The organism is Roseomonas sp. WA12 (assembly GCF_054165765.1).
In genome coordinates, this window is sequence record NZ_CM135108.1 from 1,021,345 (window position 1) to 1,046,907 (window position 25,563).

Sequence of the window (25,563 nt, forward strand, 5' to 3'; positions counted from 1 at the left end):
CCGCGATCCCTCACGCCAGCGTGGGAGAAAGCGCCGGCGGCCCGGCTATCCGCCCCTCCCAGGCCAGCGCTCCGCCGACGATCCTGTCCAGGCCGTCATGCACCGCCGTCATCCCGCCACCACCGCGCGTGAAACTGGCGCCGCGCGCAACACGCCCGCGGCAGCCTCCAGCGTTGCCATGATCCGCGCCGGCACATCCGGGCTGGTGCACACATAGGTCGGGCTGGGATGCGGCATCGCCAGCACAGGCAACCCCGGCCGCGCCGTGCGCAGCACCGGCTCCGCCGCTGCCGCAAACCGCCCCGCAAGCACCGCCACGCACAGCGCCGGCAACAACTCCAGCAGCGGCGGTACCCAGGCCAGCCCCGCACGCAGCTCCGTCATCCGCGGTGCCCGGTTCGTTGCCCCTGGCGCATGGATGATCCAAGGCACCGCGTTCCAGATCAGCGTCTCCCGCCGTGCTAGCCCCGCCGCACCCAGGAAGCGGCGGAGATTGGCCCCGGTCCCCCCCGGCTTGTCGCGCGAAACGATGGCATCCTCATGCGACACCCGCGGCCCCGGCGTCTCGAGCAGCAGCAGCAGCCGCGCGTTCACCCCGCCGTCCAACGGGTCCGGCTCCGGCACCGGCCGCCCGGTTGCCACCCGTATGCGCGCCGCCAGCGCACTGATCGGTGCCGTATGCCGCGCATCCCGCAGCAGGGCGTGACGCGCGGCAACCTCAGCCGGATCCGACAGCGCGCCCGCATAGGGCCCCGGCGCCTTCACGCCGCCCTCGCCAGCGCCGGCGCCTCGCCTTGGGCCCGCGCGAACTCCTGTCCACCCGTCTCCGCCAAGGCCCGAGCCAGCCCCTCCGCCCCACCGAATTGATAGCCGAGCTGGGTGGCATAGGAGGCGCAGGCGGCGTGCTTCGCGCCAGGATCGGTGGGCAACGAAATCTCCGGAAGCCGCGTGAACATTGCCTCGAAGGGCCGGCGCGGCGTGTCCGCACGATTGGTGTAAGGAAAGTCCTGCCACCAGAGGATGGGCACGCGGGGGTCGAGCATCTGCACCGCCCGCACCGTCAGCACATGGTCCACATGCCCGCCGATCGCCTGTGGCGCGAGCAGAAGCGCCGGCTCGAATTCCCGCAGCAGCGGCGCGATCGCGTCATGCGCGTCCAGATGCGCCATGTCGTCCGACCGCGGCGCCCCGAACAGGGCGGGCGCATTGTGATACCCGCGATGCGGCGCCTCGCGCAGCGGCAGATGAACCGCCCGCGCCCCGAGCGCGGCGCAGGCTGCGATGTCCTCCGCCCGCCGGATTGCCATGTAGTCCGCTTCCGGTGGCAGCCCTTTGTCGGTCTGGCAGGCCAGCGCAAAACCCTTCGGGTCCGGCACAGTGGCGGTGAACAGCGTCGCCACCACCACATCCCAACTCTCGGCCGCCAGCCGCGCCAGCATCCCGCCTGCCGAAAAAGCGGCGTCGTCCAGATGCGGCGAGAGAGCGAGCGCGACAGGCATCAGAGCAGATGCGGCGCCGCGCGAAACCGGCATTCCGCCACCGGCAGCACGGGATCGAAGGCCACATCCGGCGCCGTGCCCCGCACCTCCTCGTAGATCCCCATGATCTGCCGCCCGACCGCCTCCCAGGAATAGGTCCGCCGGCACTCCTCCAACGCGTTGCGCGCCAGCCGCGCCCGTAGCGGCGCATCCGTCACGATCCGCCGCAGGTTCTCCGCCAGCGCCGCAACGTCGCCGGGCTGCGACAGAAGTCCGTTCTCCCCATGCCGCAGGCAGTCCCGCACGCCCACTGCATCGCAGGACACCGAGGCAAGCCCGCTCGCCATCGCCTCCAGCACCGTGTTCGAGAACCCTTCGGCATAGGTCGGCGAAACGAAGACGTCCTGCTCCCGATAGAGCGCCGGCGCTGCATCGTAATCCGCATAACCGGAAAACCGCGTTCCCAGGCCCAGCTCGCCATCGCGCTCAACGCAGGCATCCAGATCCGGCCCAATCCCGGAAATGGTGGCCGCAAACCGCACGCCCTGCTCACGCAGCATCGCCAGCGCATCGAGGAAGTCGAGCGCTCCTTTCCGACGGTCAACCCGCCCGTGATAGAACAGCCGCACCGGATCATCCGCCTCGCCCGGTGCCCGCCCCGGCGCGGGATGGAACCGGTCCACCTCCACCGCCCCCGGCACGATGGTGAACCGCTCGCGCGGAACCCCCAGCCGCTCCACTACCTCCTCGGCAAAGCTGTCGCAGCCGATCAGCAGCCGGTCCGCATGGCCCAGCACCCGCAGCATCGCCTGCCGGTGCGTCTCGCAGCACGACCCCACCCAGTGCCCGTCCCCGCCCTGGATGGACACCACCGTCGGCACCCCGATCCGCTGTGCCGCAAGCAGCACCGCCCAGCCATTCGGGTAACCGTACTGCGCGTGCAGCACGTCGAAGGGCTTGCGCGCGTGCTCCGCGAGGATGGTCTCCACCATGTCATCCACGTCGCGCTCGAAATCCGCGCCACCTGGCTCTGCAAACGCCTCCTCGCCGAGCGATCGCCGCCCGATCACCCGCACCCCCGGCACCTCCGGCGGCGGCCCGCCGCCATAGACGCGCGTCCCTGCCGCATCGCCGCGATACTGGCTCACCATCGTCACGTCATGCCCGGCTGCGACGAGCTGGCGCAGCAGGTTCACCGCATAGACGCTCATCCCGCTGATGGCCGGGAAAAAGCGCCGCGAGAGGAACAGAACCCTCATGCCGCGCGGCAACCGCGCAGCCAGTGCAGCGACTGCGGGATCATCGTGTCCGCCCGGTGGCTCTCGCGGGAAAGCTCCACGCAGACAAGCCGCGAGAACCCGATCTCTTCCAGCGCGTCCAGGCAACCCGGAATATCCATGTCGCCCTCACCGAAGGGCAGGTGGATATGGCTCCCGCGCGCCATGTCCTCGATCGCCACCGTCCCGAGGCGCGTCGCGAACTCCCGCACCGCTGCGGCCGGCTCCCGCTCCTGCGTGACCAGCAGGTGCCCGAGGTCCAGCGCCAGCGTCAGCCCGGGGAGGTCGAGCGCGGACCAGTCATCCACCGTCTCCACCAGCATCCCCGGCTCCGGCTCCAGCGCCGCCGTCACCCCGCGCAACGATGCGTGCTCCAGCACGCGCTCCACGCCCTCGCGCAGCCACACCCGCGCCTGCCCGTGCTCCACCCCCGGCCGCGGCACGCCCGCCCAGAAGGAAACCGCCTCCGCCCCGAGAATGGCCCCGATGTCGGTCGCGCGATTGAGAAACGCCACCCGCCGGTCGCGTCCCTCCGCGCTCGCCGTCAGCAGCGTCGGCTCATGCTTCGCCCGAGGATCGAGCAGGTACCGCGCCCCTGTCTCGATCACGCAGCCCAGCCCGCGCGCCGAAAGATCGCGCGCCAGCGCCTCCGCCCGCCGCTCCCAGCCCTCCTCCATCGGATCGAGGTGATGGTGATCCAGCGTCAGCGCCACGCCGTCATATCCGGCATCCGCGATGATCGCGACCGCATCCGCCAGCCGGTGATTGGCCGCGCCGTTCGTGTTGTAGGCGTATCGCAGGCTCATGCCGGCACCGCTTCCGCACGACGCTTCGCCAGCACCATCTGCGCCGAGAAGGTCCCGGTCTCCCGGTACATCGGATACAGCGACCCCACGATGCGATCCGCCAGCGCCGCATCGAACCAGGCCGGCCCGCCCGCCTTTGCCTCATCCTCCGGCCGCAGCAGCACCCGCCGCGCACCCTCCCGCGGCGCATCGACCACCAGCGCATCGCCGCGCTCCCGCAGACGCCGCACCCCGCGCCAGCCGATGCGGTGATAGCTCATCGTCTCGCTCTCGAGCCCGGGCACGATCACCTTCACCACCCGCACCACGTCGCCCGGCTTGGAGCAGTCGACATAGAGCACCTCCAGCCCCTCCGCCCCGAGCCGCTCGACCAGCAGCGCCAGCCGATCCTCCGATTTCACCACAGCCGAAGCCGGCACGGTCGGCAGTGAGGAAAAGGGCCGATGACTGCGGGCGGAGAACACGCTGCCCGCCAGCCGCGACCGCAGCCCGGCCGCATCCTGCTCCATCCACTCCACCATGGCGTCCATGGCGCGCGGCTCCTCCTCGTCGAGCATCGCCACTCGCATTTGCCGCTCGACATAGTCCAGCGGCAGCGCCTCCCGCAGCATCGGAATCGGCCCGTGCGTCGCCGCCTTGCGGGCGCGAGACCCACAGAATTCGAGGAGCGCCTTGCGCAAGGTCCGGTTCCGGTCCGGCGAGACTGCCTCGCCGCAGGCCGTCACCTGCACCGGCGCCACCGGCTCCCCGCGATCGTCCCCGACCACATACAGGTTGGCCATGCCGAAATCCGCGGCCGCCAGCTTTGCCGTCACCCCGATCCCGAGCGAGCGCAGCCGCTCCAGAAGCCCGCTCACCTCCGCGTCCGGCACCGCGTCCAGATCGACGACTGCGCCCTGGTCGAGCGCGCGATAGGACACGACATTCCCGTCCCGCTGCAGTGCTTCCATGATGCCATGCGCGATCGCGTGCTCCAGGTCGAACCCCGCACCCAGGCCGTTGGTGATCGGCGTGATCAGCCGCGGCGCCTCGCCAAGCTGATAGGGATAGGCCGCCACCCACTCCCGCGGCACCAGCACCGGCTCGCCCGAGGGCCAGCGCCGCGCCTCGATCCAGGGCAGCTCCATCTCCGGCGTGTAGTCAGACCCTGCCGAAAGGCACAGCGTCAGCGGATCCACCACCGCCCGCTCGCGCGACAGTTCCGCATAGGATCCGGTCACCCGCTCCGCGCGCGCGACATGCGCCCCGCAATGCACCTCCTCGCAAAGCTCTCCCAGCGCCCCGACCTCGGCCTCAACCTCGGTGAAGCCGTAGCCATAGCCGGTCGTCGCCGGCTCGTTCTCGAGGATGAGGTTGGCCTGCACCACCGGCACCCCCGTCCGATCCAGATGATCGATCCGGAAGACCGAGATATGCGCCCCCTCTGGCATGCTGCCCCGGAAGGCGTCAGCCACGGCGCGCAGGTCATCGCTCATGAGGTGCTCCTCTCCGCACGCTGGCGGAGCTCTTCGATGGGGATGTGGCGCACGCCGGGCGGCCCACGCAGCTGATCGTCCAGAACGGCCAGGGCCATGTCGCGGGTGATCCCGCGCGCATGCTCGAAGGGCGTGCAGACCGTGTCGAATTCGACAGAGGCAACGACCTCGCGATACTTCCGCACCTCGTTGGGCGACAGCGGAATGTCCTTGTGGAACGCCTTGTGCGTGGACACCGCCAGGTTCTCGCCATCGGGCGCCTGGTCCACCTTGAAGGCATCGCCGCAGAACAGCGTGTTGCGCGTCTGATCGTGCAGCACCGCCTGCCCCTCGTAATGCCCGCCCACATGCATCAGCACCTGGCCCGGCCGCAGCTCCAGCGCGTCGTCATAAGGCCAGGTCACCCGGAAGGCCTTCGTCATCCGAAGGTCGTCCTTCTGGATGGCCATCACCTCCGGCTGGAACACGTCCTGCAGCTGCCACAGCGCGCCATAGCCATGGCAGTGCGAGGCCGCGAGATACCGGATGCCCCCCAACCGCCGGATCTCCTCCAGCATCTCCGGCGTGTAGTAGGGTGCCGCCTCGAAGGCCGTATTCCCGTCCTCGTGAAGCAGAAGCCACCCGGTCCCGTTCAGCCCGAACGGGGGCGCCGTGCTGAAGGCGACCATGTCGCGGTCCAGCCGTCGCCACGAGCCCGTCACGCGCGCGGCCACTTCCTCCTCCCGAAGGAATTGCCAGCCGTCATGCGGCAGGTCGTTGCGCGTATCGTCGCAGACCGGACAAGACCGCGGCTCGAAATGCTTCTGCCAGAAGCCGCAATTCGCGCAGGCCCAGGGGATCAACGGCATACCGGGTCCTCCGCATAGGCGCGGTGCAGCAACCGCATCGTGTGCAGGTCCCGTGCCGCATCGAAGGTGGTGCGGTCGCCCGTCGCAACCGCCCGCGCGAACGCCGCCATCTGCCGCGCGAAGGGCGAGGCCGCCGCATCCGGCACCTCCAGCGGCACCGCGCGCCCCGACGCATCCGTGTGCGTCACGCGCCCCCCGGCATCCTGCCCCATCGTATCCTCCGCCAGGATCTGCCCCGTCGACCCCAGCACCTCCAGCCGCCGCCGCGGCAGGGCATCCGGGCAGTTGTACGCAACATGAAGCTGCACCAGCACGCCGCCCGCCGTCCGCCCGATCAGCAGCGCGCCGTCATCCACCGGATAGGGCTGCACCCGCCGCTGCGTCAGTGCCGCGATGCTCTCGATCGGTTCCCCCAGCAGATACTCCGCCAGGTCGATCCCATGCGGCGCCAGATCCATCAGCGCACCGCCACCGGCCCGCGCCGGATCCGCCCGCCAGTTGTCGCCCTCGCCCGTCACGCTCCAATCCGGCCCCAGCCAGCATGCATAGGCAATGCGAATGACCGTCGGCGTCCCGATCAGCCCGCCGGCGACCGCGTCACGAATAGCCCCATGCGCGGGGTGATGGCGCTGGTCGAAGGCCGTCCCGAGCAGAATCCCGCCGCGCGCGGCCGCCGCCGCCATGGCCTCCGCATCAGCCAGCGTCGCGGCCATCGGCTTCTCGCATAGCACCGGCTTGCCCGCCGCCGCCGCCGCCTCCACCGCAACCCGGTGCAGATGATTCGGGGTGGCGATATACACCGCCTCCACATCCGGCTCGGCCAGCATCGCCGCCACATCAGCGTGCAGCGCCGCACCGGCATGCGCGGCCCCCGCCGCCTCCCGCGCCGCCTCCATCGGATCGCACACCGCGCGCACGGCATGCCCCGCCGCCAGAATGGCCGGCGCCGCGTAATCGCGCGCCACCCACCCATAGCCCACGATACCCCAGCCGATGCTGCGCGCGGCCAACGGCGCCTCCGGCATCACCAGCGCTCCGGCAGGTCGAGCAACTCTCGCCGCATCGCCAACTCCGCGGTCGCAGCGCCCGCCCGCGCGCGCTCCGGCCCCGTCGGAGAGGCCGGATAGGTCGCCCGCGGCCCGTACTCGCGTTGGTAGCGCTCCGAAGGCCAGGCAATCCGATCGCCCTGGTACAGTGGGTTCCGACGCAGCGCCGCACCGTCCGGCGGCAACGCCAGCGCACCCGTCACCGCCCGCCCCGGCACGAGCCCGGGCCCCGCAACCACGGAAAACGCCTCCGCCCCGCGAAGCGCGTCGGGCGCGGCAGGGCAGGGGGCCCGCCGCTCCACCGCCGCACGCGTCAACTCCGCATCGTCATAGACAGTGCCGTCCGGAAACAGCGCCGCGATCTCCTCCGCCGTCACCGCCGATCCCGCCGAAAGATTGGGCCATTCCCGGTTGTGCACATGCCCGATGGCCAGCCACCCGTCGTCACCCGCCAGCCCGCGAAGCCGCGCCAGGATCTCGCTCTTCGGCTCAAGAAAGTAGAAGGCATCATGGCACGCCACGAGATCGAAGCGCCGCCCCTTATCCACCGGCCACGGCATCACGGCGGCATCCAGGCACAGCAGCTCCGCCTCCGGCGCCACCCAGTGCCGCGCGACCCAAAGCTTGGCAAAGACAACATCCGCACCCGCCACGGCCACGCCCCGCTGAGACAGTGCCCGAAGATACTGCCCGATCCCGCAGGCCAGCTCGAAAGCCCGCGCCGGCGCCGTCCAATGCGCCTCCATCAGCGCAAGCCCCGCGAGAAAGGTCGGATCGCTCCAGCGATGCGCGAAGTAGTCGCCCACCGGGCCCCAGGCCAGATGCGCCATCGCCTCGCGCAACGTCAGCTGTTCACGGTTGCGAACCAGCGCGCGCAGCGCAGACTCATCCGCCACCGGCCCCCGCCACCAGTCGTCCTGATCCGCGAGCAGCGCGACAAGCGCCCCCTCCCGGTCACCGTGATCCAGCCGCCCAAGCGCCTCATCGGCCAGTTCAGGCCGCGATGCCCGCGCAAAGGCAATGCCGTCGATCACGGGCCAGCGCCGCCCCGCCGCGTCCCGCACCGCATGCGGCCCGTCCGGCGTCACGCAGCCAGCCCTACGGCCGCAAGCAGCCGATCCTGGAAGCCCTTCACCGGCCCCTCATGCACCAGCGCCATGTCGTCCAGCACATAGGCCATGCTCGCCCGCCCGGCCCGCAGATGCTGCTCGATCTGAAGAACACGGTCGAGCGTATCAGCCGCATGGAATGCCCGCCCCTCCGCTGTCTCCGCATCCGGCAGGACCGCCCGCGCGTCGCGCACCAGTTCGGCGAGGGCAGGGGGCAACTCCGCCAGCCCCATCTCCGTCGCCCGCGCAAAGCCCGGCTCGAGATGAGCCCCGAGCAACACCTCACCCGCGAACCCGGAATCCGGAATAACCGCATTGTGCAGATGATGCGCCATTGAGGCGAGAAACACCGTCTCCGCCCGCGCCCCGTAAATCGGCGCCAGCACCACGCCATACACCGCCACCATCACGCAGTGCTCGGCATGGTTCTCCGGCGGCTCCAGCAGCAGACGCGGCTTGCCCGGGCAGGTAACGCCCGCCCGCGGCTGCCGCGCCAGCTTCGCGACAAAGCCGGGCACCGCACCGGGCGCAAGCCGCGGCCCGCCGCGCAGCAGCGCTCCGACCTCTGCGGGCAACTCCGCAGCGGCCTCCTCCACCGCACGGCCGATCACGTCATCCGCGTCACCACCGGTCACGCCAATGGCTGCCAGCACGTCACGATCAATGTCGCCGAGCCGCGTCGCGGCCAGCGCCGCCGCCGTGGTCGCCCGCATGACGGCCGACACGTCCTGTCCGCCAACCAGCGCACCCCAACCCGCAGCGAACAGCCGATCCGCGATCGACCCCTCATGCCCCGCGGAGCGGATGCGCTTCAGCTCTCCCAGCTCGCGAAACGGCTCGAGAAGCCGTGCCGGCGGCTGAACCGCCGCCGGCACGACGCCGTCATTCACTGGCCGATGCCCTCAGGCGCTCCCAGCCAGTCCATCAGCATACGCTCCTGCGCGTGGAAGGCATGCTCCGGCGCGTGGCCATTCGCGACCATCGGCGCCTTGAAGAACAGCGAGAGCTGCTCCTGCACACCGCCGTCGCCGCGCTGCTGCGCCAGGTCGAGCACGCGCGCGATCTCCAGCGCCAACGGCGCCGCCAGCACGCTGTCCTTGCAGAGGAAGTTCACCTTGATCTGCATCTTGTGGCCGAGGAAGCCGGAGACATCGATGTTGTCCCACGCCTCCTTATCGTCCCCGCGCGGCCGGTAGTAGCGGATGTCAACGAGATGGTCCTCGACATGGTAGCCGAGGATGCTGTCCAGCACGCTGCCCTTAGTATCCAGCTTTGACTGCAGGCTGCCCGGGTCACGCAGCGCCTCGCCATCCCGGTTGCCCAGGATGTTGGTGCTGAACCACCCGTCCACATGCAGCGCGCGCGACTTGAAGGCCGGCGCCAGCACCGTCTTCATCATCGTCTGGCCGGTCTTCCCGTCCTTGCCCGCGATGGGCACGTTCCGCTGCTTCGCGAACTGCTTCAGCGCCGGCGCATCGGCCGCTAGCGAGGGCGTGAAGTTGCCATAGGGCACGCCGCTCTCGATGGCCGCATAGGCGTAAAGCATCGCCGGCCCGATCGAGGGATCGTCGCGGTCCAGCGCCCGCTCGAACGCATCGATGGAGTTCAGCGCCTCGTCATCCCCCGGTGTGCGCTCGGTGGAGGCGAGGTTGATCATCACGATCCCATCCGCCTTGCTCGTCTCGCGGAAGCGCCGCAGGTCGGCCGAGATCGCCTCGATCGCCGCGCGGTGACCGGGCGCCTCGTGCTTGTTCGCACCGTCCACCCCGCGGCAGAACTCGCCGCTGCCAACCGCCGGCCACGGGCGGATCGCCGAAAGCGCCTCGCCCGTCTCGGCAATCTGGGCATCGCTCAGCACGCGGTGATGGCTGGCCGCCGAAGCGAGATCGGACCCGTCGAGATCCCAGCCGCCGAAGGTGATGTCGCGATAATCCGCAAGGCCGGGCACTACGACATCCGCGAGCGGCAGGCCTTCCAGCCGGTTGGCGCCGCGCCGGATCACCTCGATCCCTGCCGCAGCCGTCGTGGCGACCGCACCGCCAAGCCCAACCACTGCGACGCCGAGCCTGCGCCCAGTTCCCGTCAGCGACATCGTAAAATCCTGTTCTGCCTTCCGGGATAGATGGATGGCTTCGGCGTCCTGCCAATCACGAAAAGGTGTGGCCACCTGGGGATCCGCGGTCGCAGGCGTAACTGGCTGCCACGGCGCCCGCCACGCCAGCTCCGTCCCGCGCCCCGCAGCCGAAGCGTCATGGAACCCAGGCTACCGGCGCGCCGGCCCCGCCGCGTTCAGCGCGAGGTTCTGCTGCGCCAGGTCCGCCGCCGCGCTGTCCGGGCTGCTCGCCACCACGCTCTCCCAATCCGCCCGTGCGCCGCTCACATCTCCCTGCAGCTGCCGCAGGATCCCGCGTTCCAGCAGGGCCTCGGGACTTCCCGGCTCCAGCGACAGCGCGCGCTCGATGTCGCGCAGCGCCTCCTGCGCGCGGTCCAGATGCCGCAGCGCCGCCGCCCGGAACACCCAGGCATCCGCACGCTGCCCGTCCTGCGCCAGCGCCCGGTCGGTATCCGCCAGGGAGTCCGCGAACCGCCCGAGCATCCCGGCCGCGATCGCCCGGTCCACCAGCAGCTCCGGGTCCGAAGGCGTCAGCCCCAGCGCCAGGGTGAAGGCCCCATGCGCCCGCAAGGCCTGCCCGGCGACCATCCAGGCCTGACCGGCCTGCCCGAAGACCGCAGCCCTTGCCGCCGCCCCCGCCATGGCCCGCCCCGCCAGGCTCTCCAGCCGCGAAGCCGCCCGCTCCGGCTCCCCCAGTGCCAACAAGGCGAGAGCCGAACAGTGCCGTGCCCCGTCACCCCCACCGCGTGCCTCCCAGCCCTCGGCGAAGCCCAGTGCGCCCTGGGCGTCGTCCCGCAGCTTGCCCAGACAGGCCTCGTAATCCGGGCTGTCCGCCACGCGCGGCGGCTCGGGCGGAAGGGGAAGCACCTCCTCCGACGCCTCGGGCACGACCACGGGCGCTGCCGGCGCGGCACCGTCCCACAACCGGTCCGCCCCGAACGACAGAACGAGCGCCACGGCCAGCACGGCCGCGCCGAGGCCCAGCATCGCGGTCCGCCGAACGATTCTCATCCCGAGCAATCTAGCGGGCGGCGACGCCAGCCGCCATGGATGCGTGATGGATCGCCATCACCCCGGGCATCTGCTCGTCATCGGCCTCGGCTTCACCGGCAAGGCGATCGCAGCCACCGCTGCCGCCGCTGGCTGGCGCGTCACGGCCACCGCCCGCAACCCGGCCCGCGCCACCCCGCCCGAAGGCGTTTCCGTCCTCCCCTTCGCCGAGGCCGCCCCGGCCCTGGCCGCCGCCACCCACCTCGCCGTGACCGCCCCACCTCTGGAAGGGGAGGGGGGAGATCCCGTCCTCGCCGCCCATGGCGATGCCTTGCGCGCCGCCCCCCTGCGCTGGGTCGGCTATCTTTCCACCACGGGCGTCTACGGCGACCGCGGTGGCACCTGGGTGGAGGAGACCACGGAGCCGGCCCCCGTCCAGCCCCGCTCCATCCGCCGCCGCGCCGCCGAACAGCAATGGGAAGCCCTCGCGGATCGGGCGGCCGTGGACCTCCTGCGCTGCGCCGGCATCTACGGCCCCGGCCGCTCCGTGCTGGACGACCTCCGTGCCGGCACCGCGCGCCGGACGCTCAAACCCGGCCACGCCTTCGGCCGCATCCACCGGGACGACATCGCCCGCGCCGTCCTCGCCGCCGCCGCCAACCCGCCCCCGCCGGGCCTCCGCGTCCTGCACCTGGCCGATGACGAACCCGCCGAGAGCGCCACGGTCACCGAGGGCGCCGCCGCGCTGCTCGGCCTCGCCCCGCCCCCCGCCATCCCCTTCGACACCGCCCGCGCCACCATGTCCCCCATGGCCCTCTCTTTCTGGTCGGAGAACCGCCGTATCGCCAACGCCCGCACAAAGGCGGCCCTCGGCATCGCCTGGCGCTATCCGAGCTGGCGCGAGGGCCTGGCCTCCATCCTCGCCGAAGGCGGCTGAAAAGGCCCGGGTTCCGCCAGAAAGCTTACGGCGCGCCGACAGCCCGGTAACGAGGCTTTAACAAATGCCGGCGGCCTGATAGGGCACCTCCCGCCCGGCCATCGCCGCCCCGCCACCCCGGGCCGCACCGGTCGAACCACCACAGGCCAGGGCGGGGCCAAGCGAGGGCTGACAGGCGTGACTGAGGAGCCCAAGGGGCAGTCGCTGAAAGGCCCCTCCTGGACCGAGGCGGACCGCCTCGCCGCCCTCCACCGCACCGGCATCCTCGACACCCCTCCCGAGCAGGGCTTCGACGACCTCGTTCGCCTCGCCGCCGACCTGCTGGGTGTCCCCATGGCCGCCATTCACCTCGTCGCTGAGGACCGGCAATGGGGAAAGGCCGAGATCGGCCTCGGCGTGCGCGACATCCCGCGCGACATCGCCTTCTGTCCCCAGGCCATGCTCGAGCCCGAGGGATTGGTTATCCCGGACGCCGCTGAGGACTCGCGCTTCTCCGCCAATCCGCTCGTCACCGGCGCCCCGGGAATCCGTTTCTACGCCGGCATGCCGCTGGAAGCCGAAGGCCTGCCGATCGGTGCCCTCTGCATCATCGATACCAACCCGCATGAGGGCGGGCTGGACGAGCGGCAGCGCTTCGTCCTCCGCACCCTGGCCTCCCAGGTCAGCAGCCAGATCGCCCTCCGCCGCACTCTCGCCGAACGCGACCGCGCGCTCGCCGAACTGGCCCGCTCGGCCGCATTGCAGCGCCAGACCCTCGACAGCGTGACCGACTACGCCATCGTCAGCACGGACCTCGTCGGCCGCGTCACCGGCTGGAACACCGGCGCCGAGCGCGTCCTCGGCTGGACCGAGGCGGAGATGCTCGGCCAGACCGCCGAGCGCTTCTTCACTCCCGAGGACCGGGCCGAGGGCCGCATCGGCCATGAGATGCGCCGCGCCCTGGAAACCGGCCGCGGCAACGACGAGCGCTGGCACCTCCACAAGGACGGCCACCGCTTCTGGGCCAACGGCGCCATGATGCCGCTCCGGAACGAGGACGGGGACGCGGTCGGCTTCGTGAAGGTCCTTCGGGACCGCACCGAGCAGCACCGCTCGGCCGAGGCCCTCGCCGAAGCGCATGACAGTCTCCGCCGCGCGCAAGAAGCCGGCCGCGTCGGCCTGTTCAGTGTCCGCATCGAGGACGGCATCCTCCACGCCACCCCCGAATTCTCCCGCCTCTACGGGCTGGAACCCTCCGACACCCGCCCCGCCGAGGAGTTCGAGCGCCTGGTCGTCCCGGAGGACGCCTCACTCGTCTCCCGCGCCGTCACACGCCGCAGCGGCGAGGCCCTGACCGATGTCCGCTACCGCATTCGCCGCGCCGATACGGGCGAGCTGCGCTGGATCGCCCGACGGGCGGAGTTCGAATACGACGACCAGGGTCGCCCCGTCCGCTTCGTCGGCGTCGCCCGGGACGTGACCGAGGAGCGCGCCGCCGAGGACACGCTCCAGCGGAGCGAGGCGCATTGGCGCGGCCTGTTCGAGCGCCTGCAGGAAGGCCTCATCATCGGCGAACTGGTCCGCGACCCGACCGGCCGCGTCACCGATTGGCGCTACCTCGATGTGAATCCGGCCTGGGGCGCGCTTGTCGGCTTCCCGCCGGAACAGGCGATCGGCCAGACCCTCCGTACGATGCTTCCCAGCGTTCAGGACTCCTGGGTCAGCGACATGGCCCGCGTCGTCGAGACCGGCGAGCCCGCTGCCTTCACCCGCGAGGTCGTCGGCCTCGGCCGTTGGTACGAAGGGCACGCCTTCGCCCTGGAGGACGACCGCTTCGCCGTCGTGTTCGCCGAGGTCACCGGCCGCATGGACGCCGAGGCCCGCCGCATCGCCCTCCGAACCCTCGACGACCGACTGCGTGACATGCGGGACCTCCCCGCGATGTCCGCCGCCGCCGCCGAGATCCTCGGCCGCACCCTCGCCTGTGCCCATGCGGGCTACGGCACATTCATGGATGATGGCGAGACCCTCGCGGTCGAGCCGGACTGGGCGGCGCCGGGCATCCCGAGCGTCGCCGGCCGCCACGCGCTGAGCAGCTACGGAACCTATGGGGACGACCTCCGCAGGGGCCGCACCGTGGTCATCGAGGACAGCGGCACCGATCCCCGCACGGCCAGGACGGCGGACAGCCTCGCCGCCATCTCCGCCCGCTCCCTCGTCAACCTGCCGATCGTCGAGGGCGGCCGGGCCGTTGCCATGTTCTTCGTCGCCGATGCGGTTCCCCGCGCCTGGACCGAGGCGGAGCTCGGCTTCATCCGCAACGTCGCCGAACGCACCCGCTCCGCCATCGAGCGCCGCCGCGCCGAGACCGACCTCCGCAACCTCGCGGCCTCCCTCGAGCAGCAGGTCGCTGCCCGCACCGCCGAGCGCGACCGCGTCTGGCGCAACTCGCGCGACCTTCTCGTCGTGATCGGCGCGAACGGTATCTTCCGCGCGGTCAACCCGGCCTGGACCGCCATCCTTGGCCACGACCCCGCCGAGGTCGCCGGCCGCAGCTTTCTCGACTTCATCTGGCCGGAAGATGCAGGCCTCACCCAGGGTGGGCTGGACGACGCGGCGTCGGACCGCGACCTCACCAATTTCGAGAACCGCTACCGGCACCGGGACGGCACCCCGCGCTGGATCTCCTGGCACACCTCGACCGAGGGCGACCTCGTCTACGCCTATGGCCGCGACGTCACCTCCGAGAAGGAAGTCCAGGCCGCCCTTCGCCAGACCGAGGACGTCCTCCGCCAGAGCCAGAAGATGGAAGCCGTCGGCCAGCTCACCGGCGGCTTGGCGCACGACTTCAACAATCTCCTTACCGGCATCATCGGCGCGCTCGAACTGCTGAGCACCCGCATAGCCCAGGGCCGCTACAAGGACGTGGACCGATACGTCTCTGCCGCCCAGGGCGCCTCCCGCCGCGCCGCCGCCCTCACGCACCGCCTCCTCGCCTTCTCCCGCCAGCAGACCCTCGACCCCCGGCCGACCGACGTGAACCGCCTCGTCTCCGACATGGAAGAGCTGGTCCGCCGTACCGTTGGCCCCTCGATCGCGCTCGCGGTCATGCCGCAGCCTGAACTCTGGCCCACGCTGGTGGATCCCAACCAGCTCGAGAACGCCCTCCTTAACCTCTGCATCAATGCCCGTGACGCCATGCCCGATGGTGGCCGCCTGAACATCGAGACCGCCAATATCGTGCTCGACGCACGCGTCGCTGGGCAGCGGGACATGCAGCCCGGCCAGTACGTCGCCGTCTGCGTCACCGACACCGGCATGGGCATGACGGACGATGTCATCCGGAAGGCCTTCGACCCCTTCTTCACCACCAAGCCGCTGGGGCAGGGGACGGGCCTTGGTCTCTCCATGATCTACGGCTTCGTCCGCCAGTCCGGCGGCCAGGTCCGTATCGATTCCGCCCCCGGCCGCGGCACCACCATGCGCCTCTACCTCCCGCGCCATCTCGGCCCGGCCGAGGAACCCGAGCCCGCACCCGACCTCAATGGTGCCCCCCGTGCGGGAAGGGGCGAAACCGTGCTGGTCGTGGATGACGAGCCAACGATCCGCATGCTGGTGATGGAGGTGCTGGAGGAGCTGGGCTACGCCGCCATTGAGGCGGCCGATGGCGCCTCCGGCCTCGGCGTCCTCCGCTCCGACGCGCGTGTGGACCTGCTGGTCACCGATGTCGGCCTGCCCGGCGGCATGAACGGCCGCCAGATGGCCGATCTCGCCCGCATCGGCCGCCCCGGGCTGAAGGTGCTGTTCATCACGGGATTTGCTGAGAATGCAGCCCTCGGGAACGGGCAGCTGGAACCGGGCATGCACGTCATGGCCAAGCCCTTCGCCATGGAAACCCTGGCCGGCCGCATCCGGGAACTCATCGCCGATCCTTGAGAAAGGCCGGCCGCACCATGGCGGCCGCCAACTCAGGCCCAGCCGCTCTCCTCCAGCGCCGCCCGCAGCCGCTCCACCTCGGCCCGAAGCCGCTCGGCCCCTTCCGCGTCCATCCCCGTCGCGCCCACGATGCAGTCCGGGATCGCCCCGGCCCGAGCGCGCAGCGCATCCCCGGCCTCAGTCAACCAGGCCCGCACCACCCGCTCATCCACCTCGTCCCGCGCCCGCCGGACCAGCCCCGCCGCCTCCAGCCGCTTCAGCAGCGGCGTGACCGTGCTGCTCTCCAGATACAGCTGCGCCCCGATCTGCCCCACCGTCAGCCCGTCCTCCGCCCAAAGCCCGAGCATGACCAGGTATTGCGGATAGGTCAGGCCAAGCGGATCAAGCAGCGGCTTGTACACGCGGTTCAGCGCGTGCCCGGCGGCATAGACCGAGAAGCAGAGCAGATCGCCGGGCAAGGGAAGTCGGGAAGGGGAATGCCGAGCGGACAGGGACGCCTCCATGCGAAGCGCCTGCCTTTACGACGCGCCCTAAGCCCTTAGTTGCGCGATCCAAACATGGCAATCATGCGCTCGATATAGTCGCGCGCGACCGAATTGGATGCGATAGATCCGGCAGCCCAGCGCCGCGTGGCCAGGGCAGGAGACCCCCGATCATGTCCGTCAATGTCCTCTACCGCGCCACCGCCACCGCCACGGGCGGCCGCGACGGCCGCGCCCGCACCGCCGATGGCGCGCTGGACGTCACCCTGGCCACCCCGCGCGAGCTGGGCGGCGCCGGCGGCACCGGTAACAACCCCGAGCAGCTCTTCGCGGCCGGCTACTCCGCCTGCTTCCTCGGCGCGCTGAAGTTCGTGGCAAGCCAGGGCGGCCCGAAGATCCCGTCCGACGCCTCCGTCACCGCCGAGATCGGCATCGGCCCCCGTGCCGCCGGCGGCTTCGGTCTTGAGGCCGCGCTGACCGTCTCCCTGCCCGGGATCGCCCCCGAGGAGGCGCAGACCCTCGTCGACAAGGCGCACCAGGTCTGCCCGTACTCCAACGCCACCCGCGGCAACATCGACGTCAAGCTCACCCTCGCCCAGGCCTGACGCCGAATAGCCTGCCCGACCCACGGCGCGGCGCCATGACGGTGCCGCGCCGTTCCGCCCGGTGGGCCCGTTCCCGCAACCCCTGGCCGCGGGCCGGCGTTGGCCGTCCGCCCCCAAGCCAGGAAGCCATTACGCCATGCGCCTCGACGGACCCGAAAGCCAGAACGTCGAGGATCGCCGCGGCAGCGGTGGTGGCTTTGGCGGCGGATTCGGCGGTGGCCGCGGCGGCGGCATCGCAGTGGGTGGGATCGGCGGCGTCGTGCTGCTGGTCGTCGCCCTTCTCCTCGGCGTCGATCCCTCGGTGATCCTCGGCGGCGGCGTGGCCCCCGAGCCCCAGACCGCCCCCCAGGAGCGCCGCTTCGATCCGAACGAGGGCCGCCAAGCCGGCAATCCCGGCACGCCGCGCGCCCCCGCCGCCCAGGGCCAGGCCCGTGCCCCGGCAGGCGAGGATGAGGGTCGCCGCTTCATCGCCCAGGTCCTCGGCGAGACGGAGCAGGTCTGGAACGAGCAGTTCCAGCGCCTCGGCCGCCGCTACGAGGAACCCGTCCTCGTCCTCTTCTCCGGCGCCACCCAGTCCGGCTGCGGCGCGGCCCAGGCCCAGACCGGCCCCTTCTACTGCCCGCAGGACCGCCGCGTTTACATCGACCTTGAATTCATGGCGCGCCTTCAGCGCCAGCTTGGCGCCACGGGCGACTTCGCGGCCGCCTATATCGTCGCCCATGAGGTCGGCCACCACGTCCAGAACCTGCTGGGCGTCCTCCCCCAGGTCCAGCGCGCCCAGGCCCAGGCCGACGGGGCTGAGCGCAACCAGCTTCAGGTTCGCGTGGAACTCCAGGCCGACTGCTTCGCCGGCGTCTGGGCCAATCAGGCCAACCGGTCCCGCCAGATCCTGGAGCAGGGCGATATCGAGGAAGGCCTGAACGCCGCCGCCGCCGTGGGCGACGATCGCGTCACCGGCGGCCGTATCCGTCCCGAGAGCTTCACCCATGGCAGCTCCCGCCAGCGCACCCAGTGGTTCCGCCGCGGTCTAGAGTCCGGCGATGTGAGGCAGTGCGATACATTTGCGGGCTGAGTATCTGGGGGAGGACGAAGGAATTCTTCCTCCCCCAGATCGCTCGAAGACAGTGCCTTCGACCGATCATCTTTTTCTACAGGTTCGAGTGCTTCGCCAACGATGCGCCTCAGGTCCGCGACCCGGGGCGACTGACAGGACAGGGCGCGTGTCCTGAAAACAAACACGCCTTATCTCGCCCATCCGCGGCAGCCAGGCAGGAGTCCAAGGGCCTCAGGCCCCCGGCGGGCGAGGTCTGGAGAGGGCAGCGCCCTCTCCAGCATCCCCGGACGGGATTAGTACGGCCGGTAATAGGCTGGCGGCGGCGCGGCCGGCACGTAGTAACCCGGCGCCGGCGCCGGAGCCGCGTAATACCCGGGCGCGGGCGCCGCATAGTAGGCCGGCGCCTGAGGCGCATAGCCATAGGCTGGCTGCACCGGCTGCGGCGTCGTCGCCGCCCCACCGATCGCGCCCAGGGCGCCACCGGCCACCGCGCCGATCGCGGCACCACGGCCACCGCCGGCAATAGCACCCAGCGCCGCGCCGCTGCCGGCGCCGATCGCCGCGCCGCCCACCGCGCGCTGGCCGGGATCGTAGGGATTGGTGCAGGCCGTCAGGCTCGCGCCGAGGGCCAGCGCGACGAGGCAGGATTTCGACATGCGGTTCACGGACATCTCCTTCGGAAGGGTTCAGGCCTGAGGTAACGGCCAGGCCGGTCCACCGTTCCTTCATACTCTCAGCCCCGAAGGCGGCGGGATCGTGGTGGCCCCGCCCGATTTCGGGCCGTTTCGCTCCACGCCTCGCAGACCGCGCCCCGCACCCTTGGCGGCCCGCCACGCGCCCGGGCTAAGCTTCCGCCTATGCCGAAGATCGCCGTCGCCCGCCTCTGGTTTGAGGGGAACTCCTTCACCCCTATCCCCACGGGCATGGATGCCTTCCTCTCCCGTGAATGGGTGGACGGGCAGCAGGCGCTCACCCGCTACGCCGGAACCTCGACGGAACTCGGCGCCGTTGCCGCCTTCCTCGCCGCCCGCCCGGCCTGGTCCGCGGAAATCCTCCGCTGCGCCAGCGCGCAGCCCGGCGGTCCCATGACGGACGATGTCCTGGCGACCTGGCTCAACGAAATCCTGCCCCCGCTTCGCACCGGCGCCTTCGACGGCGTCTATCTTTCGCTCCACGGCGCCTGCGTCACGGAATCCGATCCGCAGGCCGACCTCACCATCCTCCGCGCCGTCCGCGCCGCCATCGGGCGCAATATCCCGCTCACCGCCTCCTTCGACTTCCACGCCAACATGGCCGAGGAAGCCGCCACCCTGCTCGACGGCGCCAGCGCCTACCGCTCCTACCCCCACACTGACATGGACGTGGCCGCCGCCCGCGCCCTCGGCATGCTGGAACGCCGCATCGGCGGCGGCGCACCCATGCACGGCGCCGTCGCCAAGCGCCCTGCCGTCCTCCACTCCTTCCACATGCGCTCTGCCGAAGGCCCGATGGCCGAGGTCTGGGCCCTCTCCAACGAGCTGGAGGAGGGCAGCGTCTGCGAAGCCTTCCCCTTCGGCGGCTTCGCCTGGGGCGACAGCCCCCATGCCGGCCCCTCCGGTATGGCCTGGGCCGCCGACCCCGCCGCGGCCCAGTTCGCAGCCACCCGCATCGCCGAAGCCATCGAGGCCCGCCGCCCCCGCTTTGCCGTCACCCTGCCCAGCCCCGCCGATGCCCTGGCCCGCGCGCTCGCCGGCCCGCCCGGCCTCGTCGCCCTGCTGGACCCCGCCGACAACCCCTTCTCCGGCGGTATCGCCGATACGCCCGAGCTCCTCCGCCTCCTCGTCGAACACCCGCCCGAGGTCCCCACGGTCTTCGCCTTCCTGAACGACCCCGCCGCCGTCCGTGCCGCGATCGCCGCAGGGGAGGGGGCCACCATCACCCGCCCCCTCGGCGCGCAGGTGACCGACACCTTCGGCCCCCCGGTCCCCTTTACCGGCATTGTCGAGCGCCTCACCGACGGCCGCTTTACCAACAAGGGCCCGATGGAGCGCGGCTCCCCCGTGGATCTTGGCCCCACCGCCGTCCTCCGTGCGAACGGCCTCCGCGTCATCCTTACCACCCGCAAGGAAGCCGCCGTCGACCCCGCCTTCTTCACCCTCCACGGCATCGACCTGGCCACGACCCGCCTGATGGCCAACAAGGGCAAGAACCACTTCCGCGCCGCTTTCGCGGAGCGCTGCTCCCTCATCGTCGAATGCGACTGCCCCGGCCCCGCCTCCCTGGACCTCGCCGCACTGCCCTTCCGCCACGTCCCCGTCGAGAGCCGCCGCTAGCGCACCACCCTCAACGCGACCCGTCGGCCGCCCGCCGCCGCAGAAGCATCACGGCGCTGGCCAGCCCGAAGGCCGCGAGCTGGGCAGCCATTAGCAGAAAGGCGAGCACGTAGCTGCCGGTCCAGCTCACCACCAAGGTGAAGGCCAGCGGCCCGCAGATCGAGCCGACGAAGCCGAACAGGCTGGCGGCCGAGGTCACGTCACTGACCTGCGCGAGCGGCGCCACGCGAGCCAGCTCCGCCATATGCACCCCGTTCCAGCCGATGGCGGTGGCGCCAACCAGCGCCGCGCAGCCGAGCAGCATCCATGAACTCTGCCCACCGATCGTAACGAGCAGGCCGACCGCCAGGGCCGAGGCGAAAGCCTGAAGAACAAGGTGCCGCAGCGCATGGCCCATCCGGTCCGCCAGCCATCCCAGCGCGACCCGCCCCGCCATGCTGGCCAGCTGCATCACGGCCACGACCTGCCCTGCTTCGGCCAGGGAAGCCCCGTGCCGAGCAACGACATAGGTCGCGGTAAAGGCCGTCAGGCACGACTGCATTACGGAGAAGGACGCACCGAGTCCGGTGAGCAGCGGCAGCGACGGATGCGCGCGCAGGACAGCGACGGAGCGCGCGGCCGCCGCGGGCGAGAGCAGCGCGCGTGCCCAGCCCCGCCTCGCCGTTCCCCTGTCCTCGTCCAGACGCCGGCGGAAGGGCTGCACCGCCAGCATCGTGACCAGCACGACGCCGATCACGGCCCAGAGCGTGAAGGACAATCCCAGCGCCAGCACCAGCGGCGCCACCGCCAGCCCCGCGATTGCCCCACCCAACGGCACGCCTGCCTGCTTGATCGAGAAAATCAGCGTGCGATGCTGCGGCGGTGCTGCGCGAACCAGGATCTGGCTGCCCGCGGGTGTGTTGTGACCGGTGCCAAAGCCGATCGCCAGCGCTCCGAGCAGTCCCACCAGCCCAAGCGGCTGCGACAGCACAAGAAGCCCGACCGCCATGCAGGCCAGGCCGATTTGCAACGTCCGCACCGGCCCGTGCCGACCGAGCATCGGCCCGCCACAGGCCAGGCACCAGCAGATGCCGGCCGAGGTCATGGCCGAGACGAGCCCGATGCTCTCGGGCGCAAGGCCGGCACGCTCCATCAGCGGCGGGCCAAGCAGCGGAACGGCGAGGGAAGCAAAGGAGCTGACGGTCTGGACAATCAGGGTCGCGGCTAGGGCGCTGACCCACAGGGGCACTCTCAATCCCGTTCCGCTCCCCCGCGCAGCCGGTCGTGCACGCCGCCAGCCCTGCAGGGAGTGTGCCGGGCCCCGCCCGGCACGCCAAGGCAGCGCCTGCCGCCAAGGCGGATCAGGCCGGCCGAGATCCAGGCACCGATGGGTCCGGGACGACGCTGGACCCTAGGAGTTCGCCTCGATCATCGCCCGCACCTTCGGATAGACCTCGCTGGCCCATTTCCGCCCGCTGAACACCCCGTAATGCCCCACCCCCGTCTGCAGGTGGTGGTGCCGCATCGACAGCGGGATGTTCGGGCACAGGTCCATCGCCGCCATGGTCTGCCCCACCGCGCAGATATCGTCCCGCTCGCCCTCGACGGTGAGCAGCGCCGTCCGTCGGATCGCTTCCGGCCGCACCCGCTGCCCGCGATGCATCAACTCGCCCCGCGGCAGGTCATGCTCCTGGAAAATCCGCTGCACGGTCTCGAGGTAGTAGGTCGCCGGCAGATCCATCACCGCGAAATACTCGTCGTAGAACCGCCGGTGCGCCGCGGCCGCCTCGACATTCCCGGCCACGATGTTGTCGATCTGCGTCCGGTGCGCCTTCATATGGCGCTCCACGTTCATCGACATGAAGGCCTGCAACTGGATAGCGCCCGGATACACCCGGCGCCCAGCACCCGCATAACGCTCCGGCACCACCCCGATCAGGTTCCGCTCGAACCACTCGATGGGCTTGGACTGCGCCAGCACGTTCACCTTGGTCGGGCTCACCCGCGTGTCGATCGGCCCCGCCATCAGCGTCATGCTCGCCGGCGTGCAACGGTTCCGCGCCTCCGCCATGACAGCCACCGCGGCCAGCGTCGCGGGCGCCGGCTGGCACACCGCCAACACATGGCTCCCTGGCCCCATCACCTCCAGGAACTGGATGATGTGGTCCGTGAAGTCGTCGAATCCGAACTCGCCGGCCGAGAGCGGCACGTCCCGCGCATTCACCCAGTCGGTGATGTACACGTCATGATCGGGCAGCAGCGTTTCCACCGTCCCGCGCAACAGAGTGGAAAAATGCCCGGACATCGGCGCGACCACCAGCACCCGCGGCTGCTGGACGGAGGTGTCCTTGGCGAAGCGAAGCAACGTCCCGAAGGGCGTCTCCAGCACCGCCTCCTCGGTCACGGCCACATCGGCATTGCCCACCCGAACCCGGGCGAAGCCATAGGCCGGCCGGCTATGGCTGGTGCGGGCATGCGCCACCAACTCGAAAGCCGCGCCGGCAGTCCGGATGAAGGGGGCCGCCAGCGGCATGGCCGTGGTCACCGGCTCCCACTGCCGCAGCATGCGCTCGGCGCTCGCGGCGAAAGCACGGATGGGGAACTGCAGGTCCTGTTGCGCCTGCCACATGCGATAGATCATAGGATGGGGCAGGTCATACGGTGTTCGGCAGTCGGGTCAGGCGCATGAACCTGGAACGGTCACGACCGGTGCTGGGTTTGATCACGGTCCCATAATCGTGGGTGCTCCTTGCCCAGGGGTCAACGACGGACCCTTCCCAGCCGCATAAACCTTCGGGATTGTAACCTTTTCCCCACGGCTTGCCCGGCTGGCGGGCCGGCTGGAACGGTTCTGGCATAAGCCCCGCCGTGATGCTGCCACGCCGGCCCCGGACAAACGGGCCCGCTCACCAGGGAGGAAGACAGACGCCATGGACCAGGCCCGGCTTCTCATCAGCAGCCGCAACTACTCCTCCTGGTCCCTCCGGGGCTTCCTCCTCGCCCGGCTGTCAGGGCTCGCCTTTCAGGTCGAGCGCGTGGACCTGGACGATCCCGCCGCTCGCGCCGAGCTCCTCATGCAGGCCTCCTCCACCCGCATCCCATGCCTCATCCATGACGGCCTGCGGATCTGGGACACCACGGCGATCGCCGAATACCTGAACGAGATCCGCCCCGACACCGGCCTTTTCCCCGCCGATCCCCGCGCCCGCGCCCGGGCCCGCTCTATCACCGGCGAGATGCATGCCGGCTTTCAGGCCCTTCGCGCCTCGCTCCCCATGAACCTGCGCGCCCACCGCCCTGGCTTCCGCATCTGGTCCGGCCCCCGCGCTGACGTGGACAGAGTCCTCCAGATCTGGCGGGACTGCCTCGGCCACTCCGGCGGCCCCTGGCTGTTCGGAGACCGCCCGACGGTCGCCGACGCCATGTACGCCCCCGTCGTCACCCGCTTCCTCACCTATGACGTCACCCTCGAGGGCGCCTGCGCGGCCTACGCCCGCACCGTCATGGAGTGGGCCCCCATGGCCGAATGGATCGCCGCCGCCCAGGACGAACCCGAACCCCCCATCCACGAACTGGAGGTGGACGCCGAATTCTAGGGCGTCCTGTCACGATCCTCCGCAGCCCCGCCTCTCTGCCGCCATGCCCGGCTTCACCATCCACGCTGCCCGAAGCAGGGACAACCGCCTAAAGGTCGCCCACCCCTTGGCCGCCTACGCCGTGTCCCGTCCGCTAGACCTAGGCAGACAGGACCTCGCCGCCGAACTCGCCGCCCTGCCCGGAAAATACGCAGATCCAGCCAGCAAACCTTTCATGGCCCGCGATGGCTCCGGCGCCCCCTCGGCCCCCGCGCGCCGCAAGGCTGGTGCGAAATGACCTCCCCGCCGACCGCAGCATGGGTCTCGGCCAAGCCATGACCGAGCGCGTGGTCGAGGAAGCCCGCCAGCGCGGCCATCAAGTACACCGCCTCGACACCTTGCCCCGCATGTCCACCGCCATCGCCTCGAGCCGCGGACCCGAGGCGCACTGCAAGCGAGGCATTCTCAACCAATGATAGAAGATGATGAGTGGCGTCCGGGGCGAGGAAGACTTCCTTCTTCCTCGCCCCGGGACGTCCCGAACAACCAAGCAATGTCCGCCGGAAATCAGTCCAGCTTCGCCCCGGCTGCCTTCACGACATCCCGCCACTTCGCGTCCTCGGCCGCGATGTAGCGATCCAGTTCCGCAGGCCCGAGCGGCCTCGGGTTGCTGCCGATCTCCCGCAGCCGAGCCACCACGGCGGGATCCTTGCAGATATCCACCACCATGCCCGCCAGCCGCTCCACCACCGGCCGCGGCACCCGCGCCGGCGCCTGGAAGCCGAACCAGGCCACCGCCTCGAAGTCCGGCACCCCGGCCTCCTTCACCGTCGGCACGTCCGGCAGGGAGAACCAGCGCTCTGCCGAGGTCACGGCCAGCGCCCGTAGCCGCCCGGCCTGGATATGCGGCAGGTAGCCCGGCAGGTTGTCGATCGCGATCTGGCACCGCCCCGCCATCAGGTCAGGAAGGATGGTGGCCGTCCCGCGATAGGGAATGTGTGTGATGTCCACGCCCGTCTTGAACTTCAGGAACTCGCCGCAGAGATGGCCGGAAGTCCCGTTCCCCGGGCTGCCGAAATTCAGGTCGCCCGGCTTGGCGCGCGCCGCGTCCAGCAGGTCCTTGAAGCTCCGCAGCGGCGAATCCGCGGCCACCGCGACCACGTTCGCCACCTCGTTCACCAGCGCGATGCTCGTCAGGTCGCGCGCGGGGTCGAAAGGAAGCCGCGAGTAGAGGAACTGGTTGATGCTTGCGGTGCCGATGGTGAAGGTCAGCAGCGTGTAGCCATCCGGCTCCGCCTTCGCGACCATCTCGGTCCCGATATTCCCGCCCGCACCCGGCCGGTTGTCGATCACCACGGGCTGACCCAGCAGCGCGGACAGACGCTCGCACACCACCCGCGCCGTCAGGTCGGTTGCCCCGCCGGCGGGGAAGGGCACCACCATGCGGATCGCCCGGCTCGGCCAGGCCGGCTGCGCCCGCAGCACGGAAGGCGAGGCCAGAACGGCCAGCCCCGGCGCGGCCAGCAGCGCGCCGCGGCGGGAGAGGAAACCGGAACTCATCA

22 protein-coding genes are annotated in these 25,563 nt (G+C 70.7%); 6 read left to right on the top strand and 16 right to left on the bottom strand.

From position 1 onward, the window contains the following. Window positions 1-108: 108 nt before the first annotated feature. The 11 genes from ACVBD7_RS04910 to ACVBD7_RS04960 all read right to left on the bottom strand — a co-directional run bounded on the left by ACVBD7_RS04910 (window position 109) and on the right by ACVBD7_RS04960 (window position 11,163). Window positions 109-765, bottom strand: a complete 657-nt coding sequence (locus ACVBD7_RS04910; RefSeq protein ID WP_458096381.1) for a uracil-DNA glycosylase — start codon at window positions 763-765, stop codon at window positions 109-111. Further along, complete coding sequence (locus tag ACVBD7_RS04915) at window positions 762-1,499, bottom strand: PIG-L deacetylase family protein (RefSeq protein ID WP_458096382.1); 738 nt, start codon at window positions 1,497-1,499, stop codon at window positions 762-764. Before ACVBD7_RS04915 ends, ACVBD7_RS04910 begins: the two co-directional genes overlap by 4 nt. Beyond that, window positions 1,499-2,737, bottom strand: a complete 1,239-nt coding sequence (locus ACVBD7_RS04920; protein ID WP_458096383.1) for a glycosyltransferase family 4 protein — start codon at window positions 2,735-2,737, stop codon at window positions 1,499-1,501. The genes ACVBD7_RS04915 and ACVBD7_RS04920 overlap by 1 nt, the downstream gene beginning before the upstream one ends. Next, window positions 2,734-3,561 carry a sugar phosphate isomerase/epimerase family protein gene (locus ACVBD7_RS04925; protein ID WP_458096384.1) on the bottom strand — a complete coding sequence of 276 codons (828 nt, stop codon included), beginning with the start codon at window positions 3,559-3,561 and terminating at the stop codon, window positions 2,734-2,736. Before ACVBD7_RS04925 ends, ACVBD7_RS04920 begins: the two co-directional genes overlap by 4 nt. Beyond that, complete coding sequence (locus tag ACVBD7_RS04930) at window positions 3,558-5,036, bottom strand: YcaO-like family protein (protein ID WP_458096385.1); 1,479 nt, start codon at window positions 5,034-5,036, stop codon at window positions 3,558-3,560. Before ACVBD7_RS04930 ends, ACVBD7_RS04925 begins: the two co-directional genes overlap by 4 nt. Beyond that, window positions 5,033-5,884, bottom strand: a complete 852-nt coding sequence (locus ACVBD7_RS04935; protein ID WP_458096386.1) for an MBL fold metallo-hydrolase — start codon at window positions 5,882-5,884, stop codon at window positions 5,033-5,035. Before ACVBD7_RS04935 ends, ACVBD7_RS04930 begins: the two co-directional genes overlap by 4 nt. Further along, window positions 5,875-6,909 carry a Gfo/Idh/MocA family protein gene (locus ACVBD7_RS04940; protein WP_458096387.1) on the bottom strand — a complete coding sequence of 345 codons (1,035 nt, stop codon included), beginning with the start codon at window positions 6,907-6,909 and terminating at the stop codon, window positions 5,875-5,877. Before ACVBD7_RS04940 ends, ACVBD7_RS04935 begins: the two co-directional genes overlap by 10 nt. Continuing rightward, window positions 6,909-8,018 (bottom strand): class I SAM-dependent methyltransferase, encoded by a 1,110-nt coding sequence (locus tag ACVBD7_RS04945; protein ID WP_458096388.1) that lies wholly within the window; start codon window positions 8,016-8,018, stop codon window positions 6,909-6,911. Before ACVBD7_RS04945 ends, ACVBD7_RS04940 begins: the two co-directional genes overlap by 1 nt. Continuing rightward, window positions 8,015-8,929 carry a hypothetical protein gene (locus ACVBD7_RS04950; protein ID WP_458096389.1) on the bottom strand — a complete coding sequence of 305 codons (915 nt, stop codon included), beginning with the start codon at window positions 8,927-8,929 and terminating at the stop codon, window positions 8,015-8,017. Before ACVBD7_RS04950 ends, ACVBD7_RS04945 begins: the two co-directional genes overlap by 4 nt. Beyond that, on the bottom strand, window positions 8,926-10,131 hold the full coding sequence (locus ACVBD7_RS04955; RefSeq protein ID WP_458096390.1) for an inositol-3-phosphate synthase: 1,206 nt from the start codon (window positions 10,129-10,131) through the stop codon (window positions 8,926-8,928). The genes ACVBD7_RS04950 and ACVBD7_RS04955 overlap by 4 nt, the downstream gene beginning before the upstream one ends. 171 nt (window positions 10,132-10,302) lie before the next feature. After that, on the bottom strand, window positions 10,303-11,163 hold the full coding sequence (locus ACVBD7_RS04960; RefSeq protein WP_458096391.1) for a tetratricopeptide repeat protein: 861 nt from the start codon (window positions 11,161-11,163) through the stop codon (window positions 10,303-10,305). 46 nt (window positions 11,164-11,209) lie between these two features. Here ACVBD7_RS04960 and ACVBD7_RS04965 point away from each other — a divergent pair, with 46 nt between their 5' ends. Together ACVBD7_RS04965 and ACVBD7_RS04970 are read left to right on the top strand one after the other, a co-directional pair. Continuing rightward, window positions 11,210-12,079, top strand: a complete 870-nt coding sequence (locus ACVBD7_RS04965; RefSeq protein WP_458096392.1) for an SDR family NAD(P)-dependent oxidoreductase — start codon at window positions 11,210-11,212, stop codon at window positions 12,077-12,079. Between the two features lie 177 nt (window positions 12,080-12,256). Next, the gene (locus tag ACVBD7_RS04970; protein ID WP_458096393.1) at window positions 12,257-15,994 is read left to right on the top strand and encodes a PAS domain S-box protein; all 3,738 of its coding nucleotides are present in this window, start codon (window positions 12,257-12,259) and stop codon (window positions 15,992-15,994) included. 32 nt (window positions 15,995-16,026) lie between these two features. Here ACVBD7_RS04970 and ACVBD7_RS04975 read toward each other — a convergent pair whose 3' ends face one another. Continuing rightward, complete coding sequence (locus ACVBD7_RS04975; protein ID WP_458096394.1) at window positions 16,027-16,452, bottom strand: MarR family winged helix-turn-helix transcriptional regulator; 426 nt, start codon at window positions 16,450-16,452, stop codon at window positions 16,027-16,029. A 197-nt stretch (window positions 16,453-16,649) separates the two neighbouring features. On the opposite strand from ACVBD7_RS04975, the gene ACVBD7_RS04980 reads away from it, so the two are divergent. After that, entirely contained in the window at window positions 16,650-17,081 is a 432-nt protein-coding gene (locus tag ACVBD7_RS04980) for an organic hydroperoxide resistance protein (RefSeq protein ID WP_458096395.1), read from the top strand. A 136-nt stretch (window positions 17,082-17,217) separates the two neighbouring features. Continuing rightward, window positions 17,218-18,153: a KPN_02809 family neutral zinc metallopeptidase gene (gene ypfJ / locus ACVBD7_RS04985; protein WP_458096396.1), complete on the top strand. Its 936-nt coding sequence runs from the start codon at window positions 17,218-17,220 to the stop codon at window positions 18,151-18,153. Window positions 18,154-18,428: 275 nt separating this feature from the next. Here ypfJ and ACVBD7_RS04990 read toward each other — a convergent pair whose 3' ends face one another. Then, a complete protein-coding gene (locus tag ACVBD7_RS04990) occupies window positions 18,429-18,806 on the bottom strand; it encodes a YMGG-like glycine zipper-containing protein (protein WP_458096397.1) in 378 nt (125 codons plus the stop codon). Between the two features lie 186 nt (window positions 18,807-18,992). Between ACVBD7_RS04990 and ACVBD7_RS04995 the strand changes: the two genes are divergently transcribed. Continuing rightward, entirely contained in the window at window positions 18,993-20,447 is a 1,455-nt protein-coding gene (locus ACVBD7_RS04995; protein WP_458096398.1) for a M81 family metallopeptidase, read from the top strand. A 10-nt stretch (window positions 20,448-20,457) separates the two neighbouring features. Here ACVBD7_RS04995 and ACVBD7_RS05000 read toward each other — a convergent pair whose 3' ends face one another. Continuing rightward, window positions 20,458-21,675: an MFS transporter gene (locus ACVBD7_RS05000; protein ID WP_458096399.1), complete on the bottom strand. Its 1,218-nt coding sequence runs from the start codon at window positions 21,673-21,675 to the stop codon at window positions 20,458-20,460. A 162-nt stretch (window positions 21,676-21,837) separates the two neighbouring features. Continuing rightward, complete coding sequence (locus ACVBD7_RS05005) at window positions 21,838-23,055, bottom strand: polyhydroxyalkanoate depolymerase (protein ID WP_458096400.1); 1,218 nt, start codon at window positions 23,053-23,055, stop codon at window positions 21,838-21,840. A 301-nt stretch (window positions 23,056-23,356) separates the two neighbouring features. Between ACVBD7_RS05005 and ACVBD7_RS05010 the strand changes: the two genes are divergently transcribed. Then, the gene (locus ACVBD7_RS05010; RefSeq protein WP_458096401.1) at window positions 23,357-24,022 is read left to right on the top strand and encodes a glutathione S-transferase; all 666 of its coding nucleotides are present in this window, start codon (window positions 23,357-23,359) and stop codon (window positions 24,020-24,022) included. A 546-nt stretch (window positions 24,023-24,568) separates the two neighbouring features. Here the strand turns inward: ACVBD7_RS05010 and ACVBD7_RS05015 are convergent. Next, a complete protein-coding gene (locus ACVBD7_RS05015; protein ID WP_458096402.1) occupies window positions 24,569-25,561 on the bottom strand; it encodes a Bug family tripartite tricarboxylate transporter substrate binding protein in 993 nt (330 codons plus the stop codon). Between the last annotated feature and the right edge of the window lie 2 nt (window positions 25,562-25,563).

Excerpts from the sequence above, each read along its gene's own strand:
- ACVBD7_RS04915 (WP_458096382.1), bottom strand. The coding sequence starts at position 1,499 with ATGCCTGTCGCGCTCGCTCTCTCGCCGCATCTGGACGACGCCGCTTTT.
- ACVBD7_RS04920 (WP_458096383.1), bottom strand. The coding sequence starts at position 2,737 with ATGAGGGTTCTGTTCCTCTCGCGGCGCTTTTTCCCGGCCATCAGCGGG.
- ACVBD7_RS04925 (WP_458096384.1), bottom strand. The coding sequence starts at position 3,561 with ATGAGCCTGCGATACGCCTACAACACGAACGGCGCGGCCAATCACCGG.
- ACVBD7_RS04930 (WP_458096385.1), bottom strand. The coding sequence starts at position 5,036 with ATGAGCGATGACCTGCGCGCCGTGGCTGACGCCTTCCGGGGCAGCATG.
- ACVBD7_RS04935 (WP_458096386.1), bottom strand. The coding sequence starts at position 5,884 with ATGCCGTTGATCCCCTGGGCCTGCGCGAATTGCGGCTTCTGGCAGAAG.
- ACVBD7_RS04940 (WP_458096387.1), bottom strand. The coding sequence starts at position 6,909 with ATGCCGGAGGCGCCGTTGGCCGCGCGCAGCATCGGCTGGGGTATCGTG.
- ACVBD7_RS04955 (WP_458096390.1), bottom strand. The coding sequence starts at position 10,131 with ATGTCGCTGACGGGAACTGGGCGCAGGCTCGGCGTCGCAGTGGTTGGG.
- ACVBD7_RS04960 (WP_458096391.1), bottom strand. The coding sequence starts at position 11,163 with ATGAGAATCGTTCGGCGGACCGCGATGCTGGGCCTCGGCGCGGCCGTG.
- ACVBD7_RS04965 (WP_458096392.1), top strand. The coding sequence starts at position 11,210 with ATGGATCGCCATCACCCCGGGCATCTGCTCGTCATCGGCCTCGGCTTC.
- ACVBD7_RS04980 (WP_458096395.1), top strand. The coding sequence starts at position 16,650 with ATGTCCGTCAATGTCCTCTACCGCGCCACCGCCACCGCCACGGGCGGC.
- ypfJ (WP_458096396.1), top strand. The coding sequence starts at position 17,218 with ATGCGCCTCGACGGACCCGAAAGCCAGAACGTCGAGGATCGCCGCGGC.
- ACVBD7_RS04990 (WP_458096397.1), bottom strand. The coding sequence starts at position 18,806 with ATGTCCGTGAACCGCATGTCGAAATCCTGCCTCGTCGCGCTGGCCCTC.
- ACVBD7_RS04995 (WP_458096398.1), top strand. The coding sequence starts at position 18,993 with ATGCCGAAGATCGCCGTCGCCCGCCTCTGGTTTGAGGGGAACTCCTTC.
- ACVBD7_RS05005 (WP_458096400.1), bottom strand. The coding sequence starts at position 23,055 with ATGTGGCAGGCGCAACAGGACCTGCAGTTCCCCATCCGTGCTTTCGCC.
- ACVBD7_RS05010 (WP_458096401.1), top strand. The coding sequence starts at position 23,357 with ATGGACCAGGCCCGGCTTCTCATCAGCAGCCGCAACTACTCCTCCTGG.
- ACVBD7_RS05015 (WP_458096402.1), bottom strand. The coding sequence starts at position 25,561 with ATGAGTTCCGGTTTCCTCTCCCGCCGCGGCGCGCTGCTGGCCGCGCCG.